At 55.6% G+C, this 17838-nt stretch carries 16 protein-coding genes and 3 tRNA genes; 9 read left to right on the top strand and 10 right to left on the bottom strand.

The window, feature by feature from the left end:
- Window positions 1–40: 40 nt before the first annotated feature.
- Together ACR0AK_RS07860 and ACR0AK_RS07855 are read right to left on the bottom strand one after the other, a co-directional pair.
- The gene (locus tag ACR0AK_RS07860) at window positions 41–1627 is read right to left on the bottom strand and encodes an APC family permease (RefSeq protein WP_170557515.1); all 1587 of its coding nucleotides are present in this window, start codon (window positions 1625–1627) and stop codon (window positions 41–43) included.
- A 127-nt stretch (window positions 1628–1754) separates the two neighbouring features.
- A tRNA-Val gene (locus tag ACR0AK_RS07855) sits at window positions 1755–1829 on the bottom strand.
- A 211-nt stretch (window positions 1830–2040) separates the two neighbouring features.
- On the opposite strand from ACR0AK_RS07855, the gene ACR0AK_RS07850 reads away from it, so the two are divergent.
- From ACR0AK_RS07850 to uvrA, 3 genes are all read left to right on the top strand, one after another.
- Window positions 2041–2117: transfer RNA gene (locus ACR0AK_RS07850), tRNA-Asp, on the top strand.
- Window positions 2118–2163: 46 nt separating this feature from the next.
- A tRNA-Asp gene (locus ACR0AK_RS07845) sits at window positions 2164–2240 on the top strand.
- A gap of 176 nt (window positions 2241–2416) precedes the next feature.
- Complete coding sequence (gene uvrA / locus ACR0AK_RS07840) at window positions 2417–5275, top strand: excinuclease ABC subunit UvrA (protein WP_480792925.1); 2859 nt, start codon at window positions 2417–2419, stop codon at window positions 5273–5275.
- Between the two features lie 143 nt (window positions 5276–5418).
- On the opposite strand, the gene mmsB is transcribed toward uvrA, so the two are convergent.
- From mmsB to ACR0AK_RS07820, 4 genes are all read right to left on the bottom strand, one after another.
- Window positions 5419–6291, bottom strand: a complete 873-nt coding sequence (gene mmsB, locus ACR0AK_RS07835; RefSeq protein WP_480792924.1) for a 3-hydroxyisobutyrate dehydrogenase — start codon at window positions 6289–6291, stop codon at window positions 5419–5421.
- Window positions 6292–6294: 3 nt separating this feature from the next.
- Window positions 6295–7338, bottom strand: a complete 1044-nt coding sequence (locus ACR0AK_RS07830) for an enoyl-CoA hydratase/isomerase family protein (protein WP_480792923.1) — start codon at window positions 7336–7338, stop codon at window positions 6295–6297.
- A gap of 7 nt (window positions 7339–7345) precedes the next feature.
- Window positions 7346–8488 carry an acyl-CoA dehydrogenase family protein gene (locus tag ACR0AK_RS07825; protein ID WP_480792922.1) on the bottom strand — a complete coding sequence of 381 codons (1143 nt, stop codon included), beginning with the start codon at window positions 8486–8488 and terminating at the stop codon, window positions 7346–7348.
- A gap of 117 nt (window positions 8489–8605) precedes the next feature.
- Complete coding sequence (locus ACR0AK_RS07820; RefSeq protein WP_480792921.1) at window positions 8606–9721, bottom strand: carboxylate-amine ligase; 1116 nt, start codon at window positions 9719–9721, stop codon at window positions 8606–8608.
- A 139-nt stretch (window positions 9722–9860) separates the two neighbouring features.
- Between ACR0AK_RS07820 and ACR0AK_RS07815 the strand changes: the two genes are divergently transcribed.
- Together ACR0AK_RS07815 and ACR0AK_RS07810 are read left to right on the top strand one after the other, a co-directional pair.
- The gene (locus ACR0AK_RS07815; RefSeq protein ID WP_480792920.1) at window positions 9861–10712 is read left to right on the top strand and encodes a class I SAM-dependent methyltransferase; all 852 of its coding nucleotides are present in this window, start codon (window positions 9861–9863) and stop codon (window positions 10710–10712) included.
- Window positions 10713–10783: 71 nt separating this feature from the next.
- A complete protein-coding gene (locus tag ACR0AK_RS07810) occupies window positions 10784–11260 on the top strand; it encodes a fasciclin domain-containing protein (protein WP_480793648.1) in 477 nt (158 codons plus the stop codon).
- 53 nt (window positions 11261–11313) lie between these two features.
- Here ACR0AK_RS07810 and ACR0AK_RS07805 read toward each other — a convergent pair whose 3' ends face one another.
- Window positions 11314–11913: a L,D-transpeptidase gene (locus tag ACR0AK_RS07805; protein WP_480792919.1), complete on the bottom strand. Its 600-nt coding sequence runs from the start codon at window positions 11911–11913 to the stop codon at window positions 11314–11316.
- A gap of 251 nt (window positions 11914–12164) precedes the next feature.
- Here ACR0AK_RS07805 and ACR0AK_RS07800 point away from each other — a divergent pair, with 251 nt between their 5' ends.
- Complete coding sequence (locus tag ACR0AK_RS07800; RefSeq protein ID WP_480792918.1) at window positions 12165–12950, top strand: EF-hand domain-containing protein; 786 nt, start codon at window positions 12165–12167, stop codon at window positions 12948–12950.
- A 62-nt stretch (window positions 12951–13012) separates the two neighbouring features.
- On the opposite strand, the gene ACR0AK_RS07795 is transcribed toward ACR0AK_RS07800, so the two are convergent.
- Complete coding sequence (locus ACR0AK_RS07795) at window positions 13013–14512, bottom strand: CoA-acylating methylmalonate-semialdehyde dehydrogenase (RefSeq protein WP_480792917.1); 1500 nt, start codon at window positions 14510–14512, stop codon at window positions 13013–13015.
- Window positions 14513–14616: 104 nt separating this feature from the next.
- Here ACR0AK_RS07795 and ACR0AK_RS07790 point away from each other — a divergent pair, with 104 nt between their 5' ends.
- The 3 genes from ACR0AK_RS07790 (at window position 14617) to coaD (ending at window position 16594) form a co-directional block, all read left to right on the top strand.
- Complete coding sequence (locus ACR0AK_RS07790) at window positions 14617–15519, top strand: LysR family transcriptional regulator (protein WP_170557500.1); 903 nt, start codon at window positions 14617–14619, stop codon at window positions 15517–15519.
- A 60-nt stretch (window positions 15520–15579) separates the two neighbouring features.
- Complete coding sequence (locus ACR0AK_RS07785) at window positions 15580–16017, top strand: CBS domain-containing protein (protein WP_480792916.1); 438 nt, start codon at window positions 15580–15582, stop codon at window positions 16015–16017.
- Between the two features lie 85 nt (window positions 16018–16102).
- Window positions 16103–16594, top strand: coding sequence for a pantetheine-phosphate adenylyltransferase (coaD, locus tag ACR0AK_RS07780; protein ID WP_170557498.1), 492 nt, complete (start codon window positions 16103–16105; stop codon window positions 16592–16594).
- Here the strand turns inward: coaD and gap are convergent.
- Window positions 16586–17590: a type I glyceraldehyde-3-phosphate dehydrogenase gene (gene gap, locus ACR0AK_RS07775; protein ID WP_480792915.1), complete on the bottom strand. Its 1005-nt coding sequence runs from the start codon at window positions 17588–17590 to the stop codon at window positions 16586–16588. The genes coaD and gap overlap by 9 nt on opposite strands.
- Before the next feature lie 82 nt (window positions 17591–17672).
- A complete protein-coding gene (locus ACR0AK_RS07770; RefSeq protein ID WP_170557496.1) occupies window positions 17673–17816 on the bottom strand; it encodes a hypothetical protein in 144 nt (47 codons plus the stop codon).
- Window positions 17817–17838 lie beyond the last annotated feature (22 nt).

The raw sequence follows: 17838 nt of genomic DNA, 5'->3' as shown, positions 1-17838 counted from the left end.
AAACAAGGAAAAGGCGGGGTCTTCCCCGCCTTTTTTCTGTTCAGAATCCGATGACGGGTTTCTTCGGGTCCAGAACCTCTTCCTCTGCAATGTAGATTCGAAATTTTTTGGCCGACAGGGAGGATCGGACCGCAAGGCCGAAGATGGCGGTCGAAAACAGCACGCACAGCAGGATGTCCCAGCCAAAGGGAATTTGCTTTAGCGCACCTTCGCCGAACTGTCCCAGAAAAGAGATCAGGCCGATCCCGACGAAGTAGGGAACCAGCCACAAGGCTTCAGTTACATCCATTTCGTCCAGTCGATTGTGGAATCGTGCAAGAAGCAGAACGAACCCGATGACCAACGCGATGCCAAGCCGCCAAACGGTGTCCCATCCGCTCCAATAGACGATGAGGGTTGCGACCGCGAAGGCCGTGACAGCCACCACTTTAACAAAGGGGATGCGAATTGAACGCGGGTGGTCCGGCATCAGTCGGCGCAGGCAAACTACGGCGATTGGTCCGACGGCAAACGATACAACGATGGCGGCACCATTCAGGGCGATAACTGTGGTAAACGGAACCGTAAGAAGGAATAACACTCCGATCAGAAAGTTCAGGGCCAATGCCCACAAAGGCACCCCGAACGCGGACAACATTTGCAGACGTTTTGGCAGGAACCCGTTCTGTGACAAAGCCAGCGCGATCCGTGCGTTTGAGCCGGTAGAAACCAAACCATTACCGAAAGGTCCGATGACCGAGCCGATGTTCAAAAAGCTTAGAAACCAGACGATTCCGACTGATAGGATGACTCCGTCCAATGGCCCCTGACCGCCGAAGTTTAGGTTCGCCCAACCGTTCTTCAGCATTGCCGGATCAAGCGCGCCAATGAACGCGATCTGCAAACCGACATAGATGGCGGCACACAGAATGATGGAAAGCACCAAGGCAGCTGGGATCGCTACTTTGGGATTTCGAACCTCGCCGGCCATATCGACCACATGGCGAAAACCGATAAAGGAAAAGATAACGCCCCCGGTGGAAACAGCTGCCATGATCCCCTGTAGACCATAAGGCGCAAAACCACCCGGTTGGGTGAAGTTCCCAGTTTCAAATCGGCTTGCGATCAGCAATACCGACAGCACGATGGGGATAGCAATTTTTGCCCATGTCAGCGTTGCGTTGACCTGCGTGAAAAACTTCACCCCCAACGCGTTAATGACCACGAACAGCAGCATGAAAAACAGCGCCACGGTGATACCGGCACCGGTCAAATCGCCCGTTTCGGCAGCGTGCAGCCAGGGGGCATAGGGTGCGAGGTATTTCAGCATAGCTTCGACCTCAATCGGGGCGGTGGTGTTGTACCCAATCCAAGCCGTCCAACCCATTGCCATCGAAACGATGTTGCCGTGCGAAAACTGTGGGACACGGGCGATCCCTCCGGGAATGGGAAGCATGGCCGAGATTTCGGCGAAGGTTATGGCAAGAACAAACATGGCGACTGCACCAATGATCCAAGACAGGATCGCGGCAGGCCCTGCGTGTTGCACTGCAAGCAAGGGGCCGAACAACCAGCCCGATCCGATGATTCCGCCAACCGAAATAAAAGTCAGGCCGACAAGGCCGATATCCCGTTTCAACTTGGCCATGCGAAATCCTGTGCTGCGGCGCCGATCAACTACACGGCAGATGCAGGGACGATACGCAGCCGAAACGCAGGCTGGCAAGTTTCGTAGTTTCAATACCTTGAAGGACGTTGATTCTCAGAAAAGGGAATGGTGGGTGATAAGAGATTTGAACTCCTGACATCTTCGATGTGAACGAAGCGCTCTACCACTGAGCTAATCACCCGTAGGCGGTGCAGTTACAGGGACTCGGATCGGTTGGCAAGATGGCCGATGGTGAATTACTGCCGACCTTTGAAAGACGGGTTTTCTGGTCCTGCGAGCAGGCGCGCAAATCGGAAAAAAACAGGTTCTTCGAAAAAACTTCAAAACGCCGCTTGACGATGTCGGGGCGTAGCCATAATACACCCAAACGTTCAGCGATGAACAGACAGCGGGCGGTTGTAGCTCAGTTGGTTAGAGTACCGGCCTGTCACGCCGGGGGTCGCGGGTTCGAGCCCCGTCAACCGCGCCACTGCTGTCAGCCTGGATCCGGGTAAATGGATCACGAAAATAGATGCGCGGTTGTAGCTCAGTTGGTTAGAGTACCGGCCTGTCACGCCGGGGGTCGCGGGTTCGAGCCCCGTCAACCGCGCCATTTTCCCAAAAGTCAGCGTTGAAATCGTAACTTGTTGCACGCTTCGGCGTGTCAGTTGCGATGCTGCTTTGTCGGATAGGCGAATAGATGACAGTTCTTGCTTTGTTCTGATTTTTCTGTTGGAGTTCCAGCGTCGTTCACCTATTTCTAAGACACTTGTGTGTTGGGGGCCAAAAATGGCTGAGCTGAAGAATATCGAAGTGCGCGGCGCGCGCGAACATAACCTCAAAGGTATCGACGTGGACATCCCGCGCGATCAGCTTGTGGTGATCACCGGGCTGTCAGGATCTGGCAAGTCTTCTTTGGCTTTTGACACGATTTATGCCGAGGGCCAGCGTCGTTACGTCGAAAGCCTTTCGGCCTACGCCCGTCAGTTTCTGGACATGATGGAGAAGCCGGATGTGGATCACATCAGCGGCCTGTCGCCTGCCATTTCGATTGAACAGAAAACTACGTCCAAAAACCCGCGTTCTACGGTCGGAACGGTCACCGAGATCTATGACTATATGCGCCTGCTGTTCGCTCGCTCCGGTACGCCTTACAGCCCGGCCACTGGGCAGCCGATTGAGGCCCAACAGGTTCAGGACATGGTCGACCGCATCATGACGATGGAAGAGGGGACTCGCGGATATCTTCTCGCTCCGATCGTCCGCGATCGCAAAGGGGAATACAAAAAGGAATTCCTCGAACTGCGCAAACAGGGCTTTCAACGCGTTAAAGTTGACGGTGAGTTCTATGAGTTGGACGAACCGCCCACGCTGGACAAGAAGTTTCGCCATGACATTGATGTCGTCGTCGATCGCCTTGTCGTTCGCGAGGGAATGGAAACCCGGCTAGCTGACAGTTTGCGTACTGCGCTGGATTTGGCGGACGGTATTGCCGTTCTGGAGACTGCCCCGCGCGAAGGCGATCCGGAGCGTATTACGTTCAGCGAGAACTTTGCCTGCCCAGTCAGCGGCTTTACGATTCCTGAAATCGAACCCCGTTTGTTTTCGTTCAATGCTCCGTTTGGGGCCTGCCCGGATTGTGACGGTCTGGGCGTCGAGTTGTTCTTTGACGAGCGCCTTGTTGTGCCGGATCAAACCTTGAAACTGTACGACGGGGCGTTGGCGCCTTGGCGTAAGGGGAAGTCGCCGTATTTTCTGCAGACTATCGAAGCAATCGCCCGGCATTATGAGTTCGACAAGAACACGCCATGGAAAGATCTTCCGGCAAAGGTTCAGCAAGTTTTCCTGCGTGGCTCGGGCGATGAGGAAATCCAGTTCCGCTATGACGAAGGCGGGCGCGTTTATCAGGTGACCCGCAGCTTTGAAGGTGTGATCCCGAATATGGAGCGCCGCTATCGCGAAACTGACAGCGCCTGGATTCGGGAAGAGTTTGAGCGATACCAGAACAACCGGCCCTGCGGCGCCTGTGGAGGCTATCGCCTGCGTCCTGAGGCGTTGGCAGTCAAGATTGCAGGGATGCATGTCGGGCAGGTGGTTCAGATGTCGATCAGAGAGGCTCTGGCCTGGATCGAGGATGCGCCGAACCATCTGAGCGTTCAAAAAAACGAAATCGCCCGTGCCATTCTCAAGGAAATACGTGAACGGCTGGGATTCTTGAATAACGTTGGTTTGGAATACCTTACGTTGTCCCGCTCAAGTGGTACGTTGTCTGGCGGTGAAAGCCAGCGCATTCGCTTGGCCAGCCAAATCGGGTCGGGTCTGACGGGGGTTTTGTATGTCCTCGACGAACCGTCAATCGGACTGCATCAGAGAGATAATGACCGCCTTCTTGGTACTCTTAAGAACCTGCGTGATCAGGGAAATACTGTAATCGTGGTTGAGCATGACGAAGAGGCGATCCGCGAAGCGGACTACGTCTTTGACATCGGGCCGGGGGCCGGAGTGCACGGTGGACAAGTCGTCAGCAAAGGAACACCGGATCAGATTGCGGCGGATGTGGCTTCAATGACCGGTCAATACCTGGCAGGGACTCGTGAAATCTCGGTTCCTGTGGAAAGGCGGAAGGGCAACAAAAAGAAAGTTACTGTTGTCAAAGCAACCGGGAACAACCTGAAGAACGTGACGGCCGAGTTTCCGCTGGGCAAGTTTGTTTGCGTCACTGGTGTATCCGGAGGTGGGAAATCGACGCTTACAATTGAGACACTGTTCAAAACCGCGTCGATGCGCCTGAACGGTGCGCGGCAAACACCGGCGCCCTGCGAGACAATCAAAGGGTTGGAGCATCTGGATAAGGTCATCGATATCGACCAGCGCCCTATCGGGCGAACTCCGCGTTCGAATCCAGCGACTTACACCGGGGCCTTTACACCGATCCGCGATTGGTTTGCCGGTCTGCCCGAGGCAAAGGCGCGGGGATACAAACCCGGGCGATTCAGCTTTAACGTCAAAGGCGGTCGCTGCGAGGCGTGTCAGGGCGACGGCGTGATCAAGATCGAGATGCATTTTTTGCCAGATGTTTTCGTCACCTGCGAAACCTGCAAGGGCGCGCGGTATAACCGCGAAACACTTGAGATTAAGTTCAAGGGCAAGTCTATCGCCGATGTCCTTGATATGACCGTCGAAGACGCGCAGGAGTTCTTTAAGGCCGTGCCGTCGATCCGCGATAAAATGGACGCGCTGGCCCGTGTCGGGCTTGGCTATATCAAGGTCGGCCAACAGGCGACCACGCTTTCGGGTGGCGAGGCTCAGCGCGTGAAGCTTTCAAAGGAATTGTCCAAACGCTCGACCGGGCGGACTTTGTATATTCTGGATGAACCAACCACTGGCCTACATTTCGAAGACGTGCGCAAGTTGTTGGAAGTGCTGCATGAACTGGTCGATCAAGGTAACACAGTTGTTGTGATCGAGCACAATCTGGATGTCGTCAAAACCGCTGACCATATCATTGATATCGGTCCCGAAGGCGGCGACGGCGGGGGTGAGATCGTGGCGACAGGTACACCCGAGGATGTGGCTGAGGTCGAACGCAGCCACACCGGTAAGTACCTCAAGCCGATGTTGGATGGACAAAAAGTAGCCGCTGAATGAACTTTGCACAAAGAACAGCGTTGGCGGCAGATTCTTACTTTTGGGAATTTACCCTGTCGCTTGTTATTTAGCTTGGTGCGACAAAATATTGTTGGGCGACGCAAGGCCACCCAATGAAATTTTCGCCCCTTAGCTATTGCGATCTACGATCGTCCGCGTTTCTCGAACCGTGGCAGCATGGCGGAAAAATCCTTGCCCAAGCCGTCTTCGGATTCGACGAACTTCTCATAGAGCGCGGCCGCGACCTGTCCCATGGGAGTGTCTGCGTCCGAGCTTTCAGCAGCTTGCTGGCTGAGGCGAAGATCTTTCAGCATCAGTTCAGCCGCGAAACCGGGCTGATAGTCGTTGTCCGAAGGGCTGGCAGGGCCGACACCCGGGGCAGGGCAATAGGCGTTCATCGTCCAGCTATAGCCCGAGGACGTGCTGACCACATCGAACATCTTTTGCCGGTCCAAACCAAGTTTGTCAGCCAGGGCAAATGCCTCACAGGTTGCGATCATCGTGACGCCAAGAATCATGTTGTTGCAGATCTTGGCAGCCTGACCGGCGCCGGAGTCGCCACAATGCACGGCCTTCTGCCCCATGATGTTAAACAGCGGAGCGGCTTTTTCAAAAGCGGCGTCGCTGCCGCCTGCCATGAAAGTCAGGGTCCCCGCAGCGGCACCGCCAATCCCACCCGATACCGGCGCGTCGACTGCCAGAACATCCTCTGTGCTGGCCTGTTCGGCGACGGCGCGGGCGCTGTCGACATCGACGGTTGAGCAATCAATCCAAACCGCTCCGGACGTCATGGCAGGGATGATTTCATTCGCCACTGCGCGCAGGATTTGCCCGTTGGGCAGCATGGTTATTACGACGTCGGCACCTGCGGCTGCCTCGGCCCCTGAATTGGCCATGTTAACGCCCGGAACAGTGACGTCCGCCATATCAAAGCCGGTGACATCATGCCCTGCTTTGGCAAGGTTGGCTGCCATCGGATTACCCATATTTCCTAGGCCGATAAACCCGATTTTCATTCCTTAATCCTCCTCGAATGTCAGCGTGTCCGTGCCCAAAGGCTGCAACATCTTCGAAACGGCAACTGCCGGAACATCCTGATCTTTATGGAGCCAGTTGGGGTTGCGGTCTTTGTCGATGATTTGTGCCCGGATGCCTTCCAGAAAATCCCCATGCTCCATCGCACGATAGGTAAAGCGATACTCAAGTTCCAATGCCTTGCGCATTGTCAGGTTTGGGGTACGCAGACGATGCAGCATCTCGATCGTGCAGGCCATGGACAGAGGCGAGTTGCGTCCGATCAGCTTAAGTGCATTTACAGCGGCGTCATTATCGCCTGAGGTGCGAAGACTGTTCTGGATATCGCCCAGTGTTTCGCCACCGAAATGTGCGTTGATGTCAGCTTGTAGGTTGGCTAACGCCCCTGTCGGTGGTGTTTCGGAGTGGCGTTCCATAGTGTCGGCGTCGCCGGAGGCTTCGAGCATGTCAATCAGATCGGACCATTGATCTTGCGGGATAAAGTGATCAGCAAAGCCGGCCAGGATAGAATCGGCAGGGCCCATGCGGTGGCCGGTGATACCAAGGAACTCTCCCAACCGTCCGGGCGCGAGTGCCAGCATCAGTGTGCTGCCGACATCCGGAACCAAACCGATCGAGCATTCGGGCAGGGCGATTTGCGTCGTTTCGCCTACGATACGATGGCTAACGTGGCACCCGATGCCAACACCGCCGCCCATCGTGAAGCCTTGGAGAAAGCTGACTACAGGCTTGGGATACTCAAAAATCAGTGCGTTTAGACGGTATTCATCGCGCCAAAACTTTTGGCCATATTCAAAATCGCCCTTTGCTCCGGTCTCATAGAGCTCGGCGATATCGCCGCCTGCGCAGAAGGCCTTGTCACCCTCGGCATCCAGAATGACCAGATCAACCGCATCATCTTCGCGCCAATTACGCAAGGCGGTGTCGATGGCCAGGCACATGTCATAGCTGAGTGCGTTCAGCGCCTTTTGCCGGGTCAGTGTGATACGGCCGGCACGGCCTGCGGTCCGAATATAGATGTCCGACATAAAGTCCTCAGCGCTGAGAGAGCATCTGGCGCGCAACGATAACTCGCATGATCTCGTTCGTGCCTTCCAATATCTGATGCACGCGCAGATCGCGTACAAGCTTTTCGATGCCATAATCGGCCAGATAACCATAGCCGCCATGCAACTGGAGGCACTGATCAACCACTTTCGACCCAGTTTCAGTTACAAATTTTTTAGCCATCGCGCAGAACTTTGTGGCGTCCGGTGCGCCCTGATCCAGTTTCCATGCGGCCTGACGCAGGAATGTCCGGGCGGCCTGCAACTCAATCTCCATATCCGCCAGGCGGAACTGCAAAGCCTGAAACTGGTCAATGGACTGCCCAAACGCCTTCCGTTCGGACATGTACTGTAGCGTCATGTTCAGTCCGGATTGCGCGGCACCCAGCGAACAGGACGCAATATTCAGACGTCCGCCATCCAACCCCATCATCGCGTATTTGAAACCGTCGCCTTCGACACCAACGAGGTTGGAAGAAGGGATTTTGCAATCGTCGAACTGTACTTGCGCAGTTGGCTGGCTTTTCCAACCCATCTTTTGTTCCAGCGCACCAAAGCTGAGGCCAGCGGTGCCATCTTCGACATAGACCGTCGAAATGCCCTTAGGTCCATCCTGACCGGTGCGCACCATGCAGACATAGGCATCCGAGTATCCGCCGCCCGAGATAAATGCTTTGGTGCCGTTCAGGGTGTAGCCTTCGTTCGTGCGTTCAGCGCGGGTTTTCAACGCGGCTGCATCGGATCCCGATCCGGGCTCGGTCAGGCAATAGCTCAGCACGGTGTTTAAGCTCAACACATCAGGCATGATGCGGGACTTCAGCTCGTCACTGGCAAAGTTGTCCAGCATCTTGGCGCACATGTTGTGGATCGATAGAAATGCTGCGACCGAGGGGCAGGCCATCGACAAAGCTTCGAACACAAGCGTGGCGTCCAGACGCGTCAGGCCAGAGCCACCGCTGTCTTCGGACACATAAAGACCGCCGAAACCCAGCTCACCAATGCGCGGCCACAAGTCTTTTGGGATGGTGCCTTCAGCCTCCCACTGGCGGGCATATGGAGCGATGTTTTCCTGCCCGAAATCATGGGCCATGTCGAAGATCGCATTCTGCTCTTCGGTCGTTGCGAAATCCATGGCTTGCCTCCCACGCTGCCCGGTGAATTGAACGAGTGTTTATTTCCCAATCCTTACAGAAATTTTGCATGGCCAGCAATCACTGGCACAATCATCTGCAGGAAATGTCAGGGACATTCAGAGATCCTGATGAAACTCGTCGATCAGGTGCTGAACCACGGCTTTTCCCGGATCATCGCCTTTTGCGGCAGCTTCGGCATGTACCCGGCGCTGACGGGTGGCCGAGGTGCCGTTCTGGGCAATTTGCTGGAGCTTTGCCAGTTCGGACATGGTGCCCAAGGCTTCGGCATCTTCGGCGAGCAAGCCCATCAACTCGCCCATGAGTTCCGGCATGGGTTTGATCGAGCGGTCCCCGAAATCAATCATGCCTTCGCCGACACCATAACGCTGCGCGCGCCAGCGGTTTTCACCAATGAGGAACCGGTCATATTGCCGCCACCTGAGGTTTCGATCTTTCAGGCGGCACAGCATTCGCGTCAACGCCTGCACCATCGCGGCCAGTGAAAGCGCATGCTCCAGCCGGGGCTGCACGTCCATGATCCGGGTCTCCAGCGTTGGATATTGGTGCGACGGTCGCAAATCCCACCAGATTTTCGTGGTGTCTTCGATAACGCCCAGTTCTACCAAAATGCCCGTGGTGCGTTCGTATTCGGACCAACCGGAAAAGACCGGCGGCAGTCCGGTCCGGGGCAGATTGTCAAACACCGTCAACCTGTACGATGACAGTCCAGTGTCCTCTCCATTCCAATATGGCGATGACGTCGACAAGGCCAAGAGGTGCGGAAGAAAGTAGGAAAGTTGCGGCACAAGGTCGGCACGCAAGGCCGAATCGGCCACTCCGATATGAACGTGCATGCCACAGATCAGCATGCGTCGCGCCACACCACCCAGCGCATGTTGCAGCGCGTCATATCGGTCTTTTCGCGTGTGGGTTTGTTTTTTCCAGTCAGCAAACGGGTGGCAGGATACTGCAATCGGAGCAAGGTTGTGTTCGGCTGCGCGTTTCGACACACAGGAACGCAAGCGTTTCAGATCCTCGCGCGCTGAGCTGATGGTCACATGCGGACGCGTTCCGACCTCGATCTGGCATTGTAGGAACTCCGGGCTGACCTGACCTTCAAAATCGGCCTGACAGGCTTCCATCAGGGCGGCAGGTGCTTCGGCGAGTTCCAGGCTGTCGCGATCGACCAGCAGATACTCTTCTTCGATGCCCAGCGTAAATTCCTGCTGCATTCCGGCCCTCGCAACTGTGTTCGGACCAGTGAATACGGAAATCGCCTTTTTGCCAAGTGTTTGCCTGCTGGGTTCTTGCGAAGCCCCCGTGCGCAAAGGTAAGGATGCGTCCAGATTGTTACCAAATCCGGAGCCTCCCGTGAAACCCAGGAAATTTCCCCGGCTGAACGCCGCGCTTGACCGGTTTGGTGTCAAACTGGTCGACAAAGTAACCGAACGGGATGAGCGTGCGCGCCTTGAGGCGTTCGAACGGGCAGGGGGGCTGACCCGCCCGGCCTATGCCTTGTCACCAGGAATGGACGGGTTCGACATCACTCAATTGATGTCGGAATACCAAAAACACTCCGCTTCGCTAGAAGCTGTTAAAGACCCGGCACGCAACAAGACCGGATATCGTATCAACAACGGGTACTACGACAGCCCGGATGCGGACGCGTTGTATCTGATGATACGCAGATTCAAACCGAAGCGTGTGATCGAGGTGGGTTGCGGCAACTCAACCCGTGTGACGCGTCAGGCGATAATCGACGGCGGGTTGCAGACAGAAGTCACCGCCATCGACCCATATCCACGAGCAGACATCGCGCATGTGGTGGATCAGTTCGAACAGAAACGTCTGGAAGAGGTCGATCCGGCGCTGTTCGATCAACTAGAGGCAGGCGACGTTCTTTTCATAGATTCCAGCCATGTTGTTCGGATGAGCAATGACGTCGCGCATCTGTTCTGCCGTATCATTCCCGCGCTCAAGCCCGGTGTGGTCATCCATGTGCACGATGTTTTTCTGCCCTATGAATATCCCAAGCGGTTCTTCTATGACTGCCCGGGTTGGGGAGAGCAGTACATGCTGCACGCCTTGCTGCAATCCGGTGCATATTCAATGCTTTGGCCCGGGTACTACCTGCAACAGGATCGCCCCGACGCGGTCGAAGCTTTGCCGTTTTTGAAAGACGGCCGTGCCCAAAGCATCTGGGTGCAGGTCAAAGAAAATTGATCTGATAGTGATCCGGTGCGACAAAGCGCCCGTACCCCTTTCCATAACAAGCTGGAGAGGAGATGACAGCCATGTTTCGTCGCACGTTTATGGGCGCCGCCGCCGCACTTGCACTGACCTTGCCTGTAAAGGCGCAGGCTGCAGATATCGTGGACACCGCAGTATCAGCCGGTTCGTTCAACACCCTTGTCGCCGCCGTTCAGGCCGCCGGTCTGGTCGATACGCTGAAAAGCGACGGACCGTTCACCGTTTTCGCGCCAACGGACGAGGCTTTTGCTGCATTGCCCGAAGGCACGGTAGAAACGCTGCTGTTGCCGGAAAACAAAGATCAGTTGGTCGAAATTCTTACCTATCACGTGGTCCCGGCCAAGGTGATGTCGGGTGATATCGCTGGCAAACGTGCGAAGGTGCTTACCGTACAAGGCGACCGTCTGAGCGTGAATGCCAAGAACGGCGTAAAAGTGAATGACGCTAAAGTCGTTCAGGCCGACATCGAAACCAGCAATGGTGTGATCCACGTCGTCGATGCGGTGATCCTGCCGGAATAAGACCCCCATCTGAGAAGAAGAAAGCCCCGGTTCTGATGACCGGGGCTTTTTCGTTAGACCAGTCTGACCTGGGTTCCGACTTTTACCAGAGGATAAAGCTCCTCGACATGTTGGTTGTAGAGGCCAATGCACCCAGACGAACTTTGGCGTCCGATCTTCCGTGTGTCATGGGTTCCGTGCACAAGATAAGCCGGCCAACCTAGATACATGGCGCGTGTACCCAGCGGGTTTCCGGGCTCTCCGCCTTCCATACGAACCGGCAATAGCGGATCGCGTTCGCGCATCGAAGCGGTTGGCGTCCAACTTGGGTTTTCCGCTTTGCGCACAACTTTGGTATAGCCGCGCTTGGTCAGCTCTTCGCTCATCGGTACTGAACTCGGGTACAGCTTGTACGTGCCATCAGGTGCCCAATAGTGTACCGCGCGGCTGGTGATATCGGCCAGCAATGCGCCTACGCCCAGCGTATCAAAATGGTCCTGCCAGTTCTGCTGTGAAAAGGACGAAACATTGCGGCGCACAGGCAACTGCGTGCTGATCGCGTCTTCGCTTGTTGGGAATGCATCTGTGCTTTGGGCGCGCAGCAGCGTCGGCGTCGCAAGGACGGACGCAGCACCCAACAGAACGGTACGACGATTAAAACGGGAACTTGACACGGATGCCTCCTGAAGGGCTGCTCGAGGGTTGACGGCAATTTAGTAACTGGAGTCCCTTAGGGCCAGATGTTTAGCTTAAATTTTCCGTGAGATTTACCTATTTCACGCAAGTTTCTGCCAGCCCGGATGGGGAATTCTACGATGTCCGGACAGGTTTTTACTGTCTGCCGGACACGGCTTGGGGTATTTTTCCTAGCATGTCTGCTCCAACTCCTAGGGACAGGCCCACAGCAGTTCGGAGACCACACGATATGACCAAGAAATCCGAAACCTTGGAAATTCGCGTATCTTATGAGTTGAAAAGCAAATTGGCGGATCTTAGCGAGCAGCGCGGATCGTCGATGAGCGAACTTGTGCGTGGTGTGATCGACCGCGAACTTGCAGGGCCGTCACCTGAAAATGTCGGAGATGATGACATGCCAATTCCTACGCTCAGCCGATTTGCCCCCAAATCGCTTTATCTCTTGCCGGTCCTTTTGCTGGCCGGATTGTACTGGGGATCTGGTCAGACGCCTGCACAAGCAACCCCAACTGCACGCGTGTTTTTTGCTGAACTAGATCGTAACGGCGACGGGCATATTACCCAAACCGAATTCCACGAATTCCTGACGGAAGAAGACGCCCTGTTCGTGCCAGAAGACTGCGACGCGGCTTCGGAACCCTGTACGGCCGAAGCCATCGCAGCAGAAGAAATCAGTCGGGCTGACTCAAACGCGGATGGTCACGTTGAATATTCCGAATTCGAAATCTTCTTTCTCGCGGAGCGAGCGGTGGAGTTTCTGGAATACGATGCCGACGGAAATGGTGTCGTATCTCAGGATGAATTCGTGGCGGTCGAGGCTCGAGACCTGGTCGAGTTCCCTGACCCGGAAATGGATGAACCGTTGTCAGCGGAATGCCTGACTATGGTTGAAAGCGAAAAGATCGAAGGCATTGCCAAAGCCTGTATGCCAGCGCACGAGTTGCGGATGGTCATGGCTGAACTCGACGCAGATTTTGATGGTCGGGTTACTCTGCGTGAGTTCCTTCAATACTGATATCTCGGTGAACAAAAAAGCCGCCCGGAAGGGCGGCCTTTGGTATTCTTGAGGGCGGGACGTCAATCCATCGCTTTGAAATTGAACTCGCCGCCTTCTTTGATACCCGACGGCCAGCGAGCCGTGACGGTTTTGGTGCGGGTATAAAACTTGAAGCTGTCCGGGCCGTGCTGGTTCAGGTCGCCAAACATGGATTTCTTCCAACCGCCAAAGGTGTGGTAAGCCAGCGGAACAGGGATCGGAACGTTGATCCCGACCATGCCGATGTTAACACGGCTGGCAAAGTCGCGCGCGGTGTCACCGTCACGAGTAAAGATCGCCGTGCCATTTCCGTACTCGTGATCCATCGCCAACTTCAGCGCTTCTTCATAAGAGCCTGCGCGTACGGTCGAAAGAACCGGGCCAAAGATTTCCTGTTTGTAGATGTCCATCTCTGGCGTCACGTGGTCAAACAGGTGTGGGCCGACAAAAAAGCCGTCTTCATATCCTTGCAGGCTGAAGTCGCGATTGTCGACGACCAGTTTTGCGCCTTGCTCAACACCTGAGTTGATCAGACCGAGAATACGCTCTTTGGCGGCACCGGTCACAACGGGGCCCATATCGACATCGTCGCCAGCAGTGTAAGGGCCAACCTTCAGCTTTTCGACGCGCGGGATCAGCTTTTCGATCAGTGCGTCGGCAGTTTCTTGACCAACGGGAACAGCAACCGAGATTGCCATGCAGCGTTCGCCAGCTGCGCCGAAGCCTGCACCGACCAGCGCGTCGGCGGCCTGATCCAGATCCGCATCGGGCATAACGATCATGTGGTTCTTCGCACCACCAAAGCACTGCGCTCGCTTACCGTTCGCGGTTGCGCGCGAATAGATGTATTGCGCGATCGGAGTGGAACCCACGAAGCTGACGCCTTGGATGGTGTCGCTGTCCAGCAGGGTATCAACGGCCTCTTTATCGCCGTTGACTACCTGGAATACGCCTTTGGGCAATCCGGCCTCGACGAACAACTCGGCCAGCATTAGCGGAACCGACGGGTCACGCTCGGACGGTTTCAGAACCACGGCATTGCCGCAGGCGAGGGCAGGGCCCACGTGCCACAGCGGCATCATTGCCGGGAAGTTGAACGGCATGATCGAGGCAACAACACCCAGCGGCTGGCGCATCGAATACATGTCAATGCCGGGACCCGCGCTATCGGTGAATTCACCTTTGAGCATTTGCGGCGCGGCGATGCAGTACTCGATCACCTCAAGACCGCGCTGCAGGTCGCCCTTGGCGTCAGGGATGGTTTTACCGTGCTCACGGCTCAGCGCTTCGGCCAATTTGTCCATGTCACGGTTCATCAGGTGGACCATTGCCATCATGACGCGCGCACGTTTTTGAGGGTTTGTCGCGCCCCATGCGGGCTGCGCGGCTGCGGCGCTTTCAATCGCGGCGGTGGTTTCAGCAGCACTCGCCATCGGGCATTTGTACTGCACCTCACCGGTGGCCGGGTTAAAAACGTCTTCAAATCGTCCTGAGGTTCCGGCGACATTCTCGCCGTTAATGAAATGGGTCAGCTCGGTCATTGCAGATCTCCTCCGATGCGTTTGCGCGCACAATAGGCTTGCATAAATTACTTGAACAGAGGCAATGTCTCAAAGATGTTTTGCAAAAATGCAAAGGAGTGACGGTGACACCCAACTGGGATGATATGCGGGTCTTTTTGGCCGTCGCGCGTGAAGAAAGCCTTTCGGCTGCCGGTCGTCAGTTGAAGATCGACCCAGCCACAGTCGGGCGCCGGATTGCCCGGTTGGAAGCATCATTGGAAGCACCGCTGTTCACCAAATCGCAGCAGGGCTACCTTTTGACAACTGCGGGCGAACGCTTGATGGAGCACGGGCTAAAAGCCGAGGAGGCGATGCGTGCGGCAGCTGGGGCGATGGCGGGCACGTCAAAAACCCTCAGCGGACAAATACGGATTGGCGCACCGGATGGATCGGCCAACTATCTTTTGCCTCAGGTTTGCGCGAAAATCAGCGATGCAAACCCCGACCTGGATATTCAGATCCTTGCCCTGCCGCGCGTGATCAACCTGTCCCGGCGTGAGGCCGACATGGCGGTGACAGTCAGCGCTCCAACAGCAGGCAGCCTTCTGGTCCAGAAAATTACCGACTATAAATTGCACCTTGTTGCGACGCAGGACTATCTGGCCTCTTACCCATCAATCCGGTCAGTTCAGGATTTGAGCGGTCATCGTTTGATTGGGTATATTCCGGATATGATCTTCGATCGGGAGTTGGATTACCTTGTAGATATCGGTGTTGACCGTGTCGCGCTTGCATCGAATTCGGTGTCGGTGCAGTTGCGGCAGGTGACGCTTGGCACCGGGATTTGCGTGGCGCATGACTTTACCCTGCCATTTCATCCAAACCTGCAGAAAATCCTGACGGATCAGGTGAGTTTGACCCGAAGTTTTCATTTAGTTCGTCATCAGGGGGATCAGCGAAACGAAAGGCTGAACCGTTTTGCACAAGCCCTGTCACAAGGCATTCGGGAGGAGGTTGAGCGGCTTGAAGCCCAAGTGTCACCTTGACAGGTTTAAGCATTCCGGCAACGCTTTGGAAAACAGGACATTATTTCGGAGGTAACGCTTATGCTCGTTCAGGCCATTCTGAAATCCAAGGCCAGCGGAGGGGTGGAAACTGTTGACCCGTCTGTCACTGTGACTGAAGCCTCAAAAATCCTGGCGGGAAAACGGATCGGGACGGTTGTTGTATCCGAAGATGGCGGCGAAACGGCGACTGGTATCCTTTCCGAGCGGGACATCGTCAGAGAACTGGCCGCAAGCGGCAGTAGTTGCTTAACGCAGCCAGTCAGCGCCTATATGACCCGTAATCTTGTTACGGCCACGCAACAAGACACAGTGCAAGATATCATGACACGCATGACCGAAGGACGTTTCCGCCACATGCCCATTGTCGAAGATGGCAAGCTGGTGGGAATCGTGACGCTTGGTGACGTGGTGAAGGCGCAGTTGGCAGAACTGGCCATGGAAAAAGACGCACTGCAGGGCATGATCATGGGGCATTGATGCCCGTGATCCCCATAGCTTCCACTTGCACCTGCGGCGAAGTTATGTTTGCTAGCGCAGAAAGTTTATTGCGCAGGAGGCCACGATGAGGGTTGGATTATATCCCGGGACTTTCGATCCAATCACCCTGGGTCATATCGACATCATCCGACGCGCGGCAGCATTAGTCGACAAACTGGTCATTGGCGTCGCTATCAACCGCGACAAGGGGCCGTTGTTTTCGCTGGAAGAACGTGTGGCCATGATTGAGGCGGAATGCTCACACCTGACCGAGCAAACGGGTACTGAAATCGTTGCTCATCCCTTTGAAAATCTACTGATCGACTGCGCTCGCGATGTTGGAGCGCAAATCATCGTCCGCGGCCTGCGGGCTGTTGCGGATTTTGAGTATGAATTCCAGATGGTTGGAATGAACCGAGCGCTGGACGACTCGATCGAGACGGTCTTTCTGATGGCCGAGGCACGGCATCAGGCCATTGCGTCCAAACTGGTCAAGGAAATCGCCCGTTTGGACGGGGACGTGGCGAAATTCGTCACGCCCCGCGTCAATGCGGCGCTGCGCGACCGTTTAGGCTAGGGCGCCCATCGCTGCGGCGGTGTCCAGCATACGGTTTGAGAAACCCCATTCATTGTCATACCAAGCCAACACGCGAACCAGCGTGCCGTCGGTGACTTTGGTTTCGGGCAGCGAAACGGTCGAGCTGTGCGCATCGTGGTTGAAATCGATTGAGATTAGCGGGCGATTTTCTGCCGCCAGAACACCGGGGATTTTGGCCGCGGCTTCAATAAACAGCGCGTTCACTTCCTCTTCCGTTGTCGGACGTGAAACTTCGGCGACCAGATCTACTACGGAAACGTTTGGGGTGGGTACGCGAATGGCCTGGCCGGTCAGTTTGCCCGCCAATTGCGGTAGGACGAGGCCAACGGCCGAAGCTGCGCCCGTTGTGGTCGGTATCATAGACAGTGCAGCTGCGCGAGACAGGTAGGGGTCTTTGCCGGCAGTGTCGTGAACGGGCTGGCTGGCGGTGTAAGCGTGAACAGTTGTCATGTTGCCATGTACAATACCCAGCCCCGCATCCAGCGCCGCGGCAACCGGTGACAGGCAGTTGGTGGTGCAAGACGCGTTGGACACCACAGTGTCTTCGGCTGTCAGTTCGTGGTCGTTCACGCCGAATACGATGGTCTTCACGCCACCATCGCCGCGCGCGGGGGCAGATATCAGCACCTTTTTTGACCCATTTTCAAAATGACGGGACGCCGCCTCGCGTGTCCGGAACACACCTGTGCATTCCAGAACGACGTCCACGTCGGACCAATCCAGCTTTTCCGGCTCGCGTTCACTGCTCAGGCGGATCGGGCCATTTCCAACATCAAGGCCCGCCTCGGTCAGGGTGACGGGTTTATTGTATCGGCCATGAACGCTGTCGAATTCGAACAGATGTGCGTTCATTTCCGGTTTAGCCAGATCGTTGATTGCCACGATTTCAACATCCGTGCGCCCGGTTTCCATAATCGCCCGCAGCACTCCGCGTCCGATCCGTCCAAATCCGTTGATTGCCAGCTTGAGTGTCATGTCCTGCTCCGTCCGAAATGCGGCTAATACCAAGTTAGCGCTAACAACGCCAGATCAGAGAAAAAGTCAAGTAAAACCTCAGTCACCGCCAGAAGGCGAGCCAGTCCAAAAAGGCGTAGAGTTTCTTGCCGAGGAATACGAGATGTTCGGTGCCAAACAGCGCGTAGTCGGCGATGAACATGCCTAATATCAATAGGGCAAGCCAAATGGCGATTTGATTTGTCATGCATGCCCCAGACGAAAACGCC

It is taken from the genome of Ruegeria sp. BI12 (genome assembly GCF_056537985.1).
The sequence above is the reverse complement of the archived record's forward strand: the minus strand, read 5'-3'. Positions and strand labels throughout refer to the sequence as shown.

Coding starts and splice junctions, on each gene's coding strand:
- ACR0AK_RS07860 (WP_170557515.1), bottom strand. CDS start 1,627: ATGGCCAAGTTGAAACGGGATATCGGCCTTGTCGGCCTGACTTTTATT.
- uvrA (WP_480792925.1), top strand. CDS start 2,417: ATGGCTGAGCTGAAGAATATCGAAGTGCGCGGCGCGCGCGAACATAAC.
- mmsB (WP_480792924.1), bottom strand. CDS start 6,291: ATGAAAATCGGGTTTATCGGCCTAGGAAATATGGGTAATCCGATGGCA.
- ACR0AK_RS07830 (WP_480792923.1), bottom strand. CDS start 7,338: ATGTCGGACATCTATATTCGGACCGCAGGCCGTGCCGGCCGTATCACA.
- ACR0AK_RS07825 (WP_480792922.1), bottom strand. CDS start 8,488: ATGGATTTCGCAACGACCGAAGAGCAGAATGCGATCTTCGACATGGCC.
- ACR0AK_RS07820 (WP_480792921.1), bottom strand. CDS start 9,721: ATGCAGCAGGAATTTACGCTGGGCATCGAAGAAGAGTATCTGCTGGTC.
- ACR0AK_RS07810 (WP_480793648.1), top strand. CDS start 10,784: ATGTTTCGTCGCACGTTTATGGGCGCCGCCGCCGCACTTGCACTGACC.
- ACR0AK_RS07800 (WP_480792918.1), top strand. CDS start 12,165: ATGACCAAGAAATCCGAAACCTTGGAAATTCGCGTATCTTATGAGTTG.
- ACR0AK_RS07795 (WP_480792917.1), bottom strand. CDS start 14,512: ATGACCGAGCTGACCCATTTCATTAACGGCGAGAATGTCGCCGGAACC.
- ACR0AK_RS07785 (WP_480792916.1), top strand. CDS start 15,580: ATGCTCGTTCAGGCCATTCTGAAATCCAAGGCCAGCGGAGGGGTGGAA.
- coaD (WP_170557498.1), top strand. CDS start 16,103: ATGAGGGTTGGATTATATCCCGGGACTTTCGATCCAATCACCCTGGGT.
- gap (WP_480792915.1), bottom strand. CDS start 17,590: ATGACACTCAAGCTGGCAATCAACGGATTTGGACGGATCGGACGCGGA.
- ACR0AK_RS07770 (WP_170557496.1), bottom strand. CDS start 17,816: ATGACAAATCAAATCGCCATTTGGCTTGCCCTATTGATATTAGGCATG.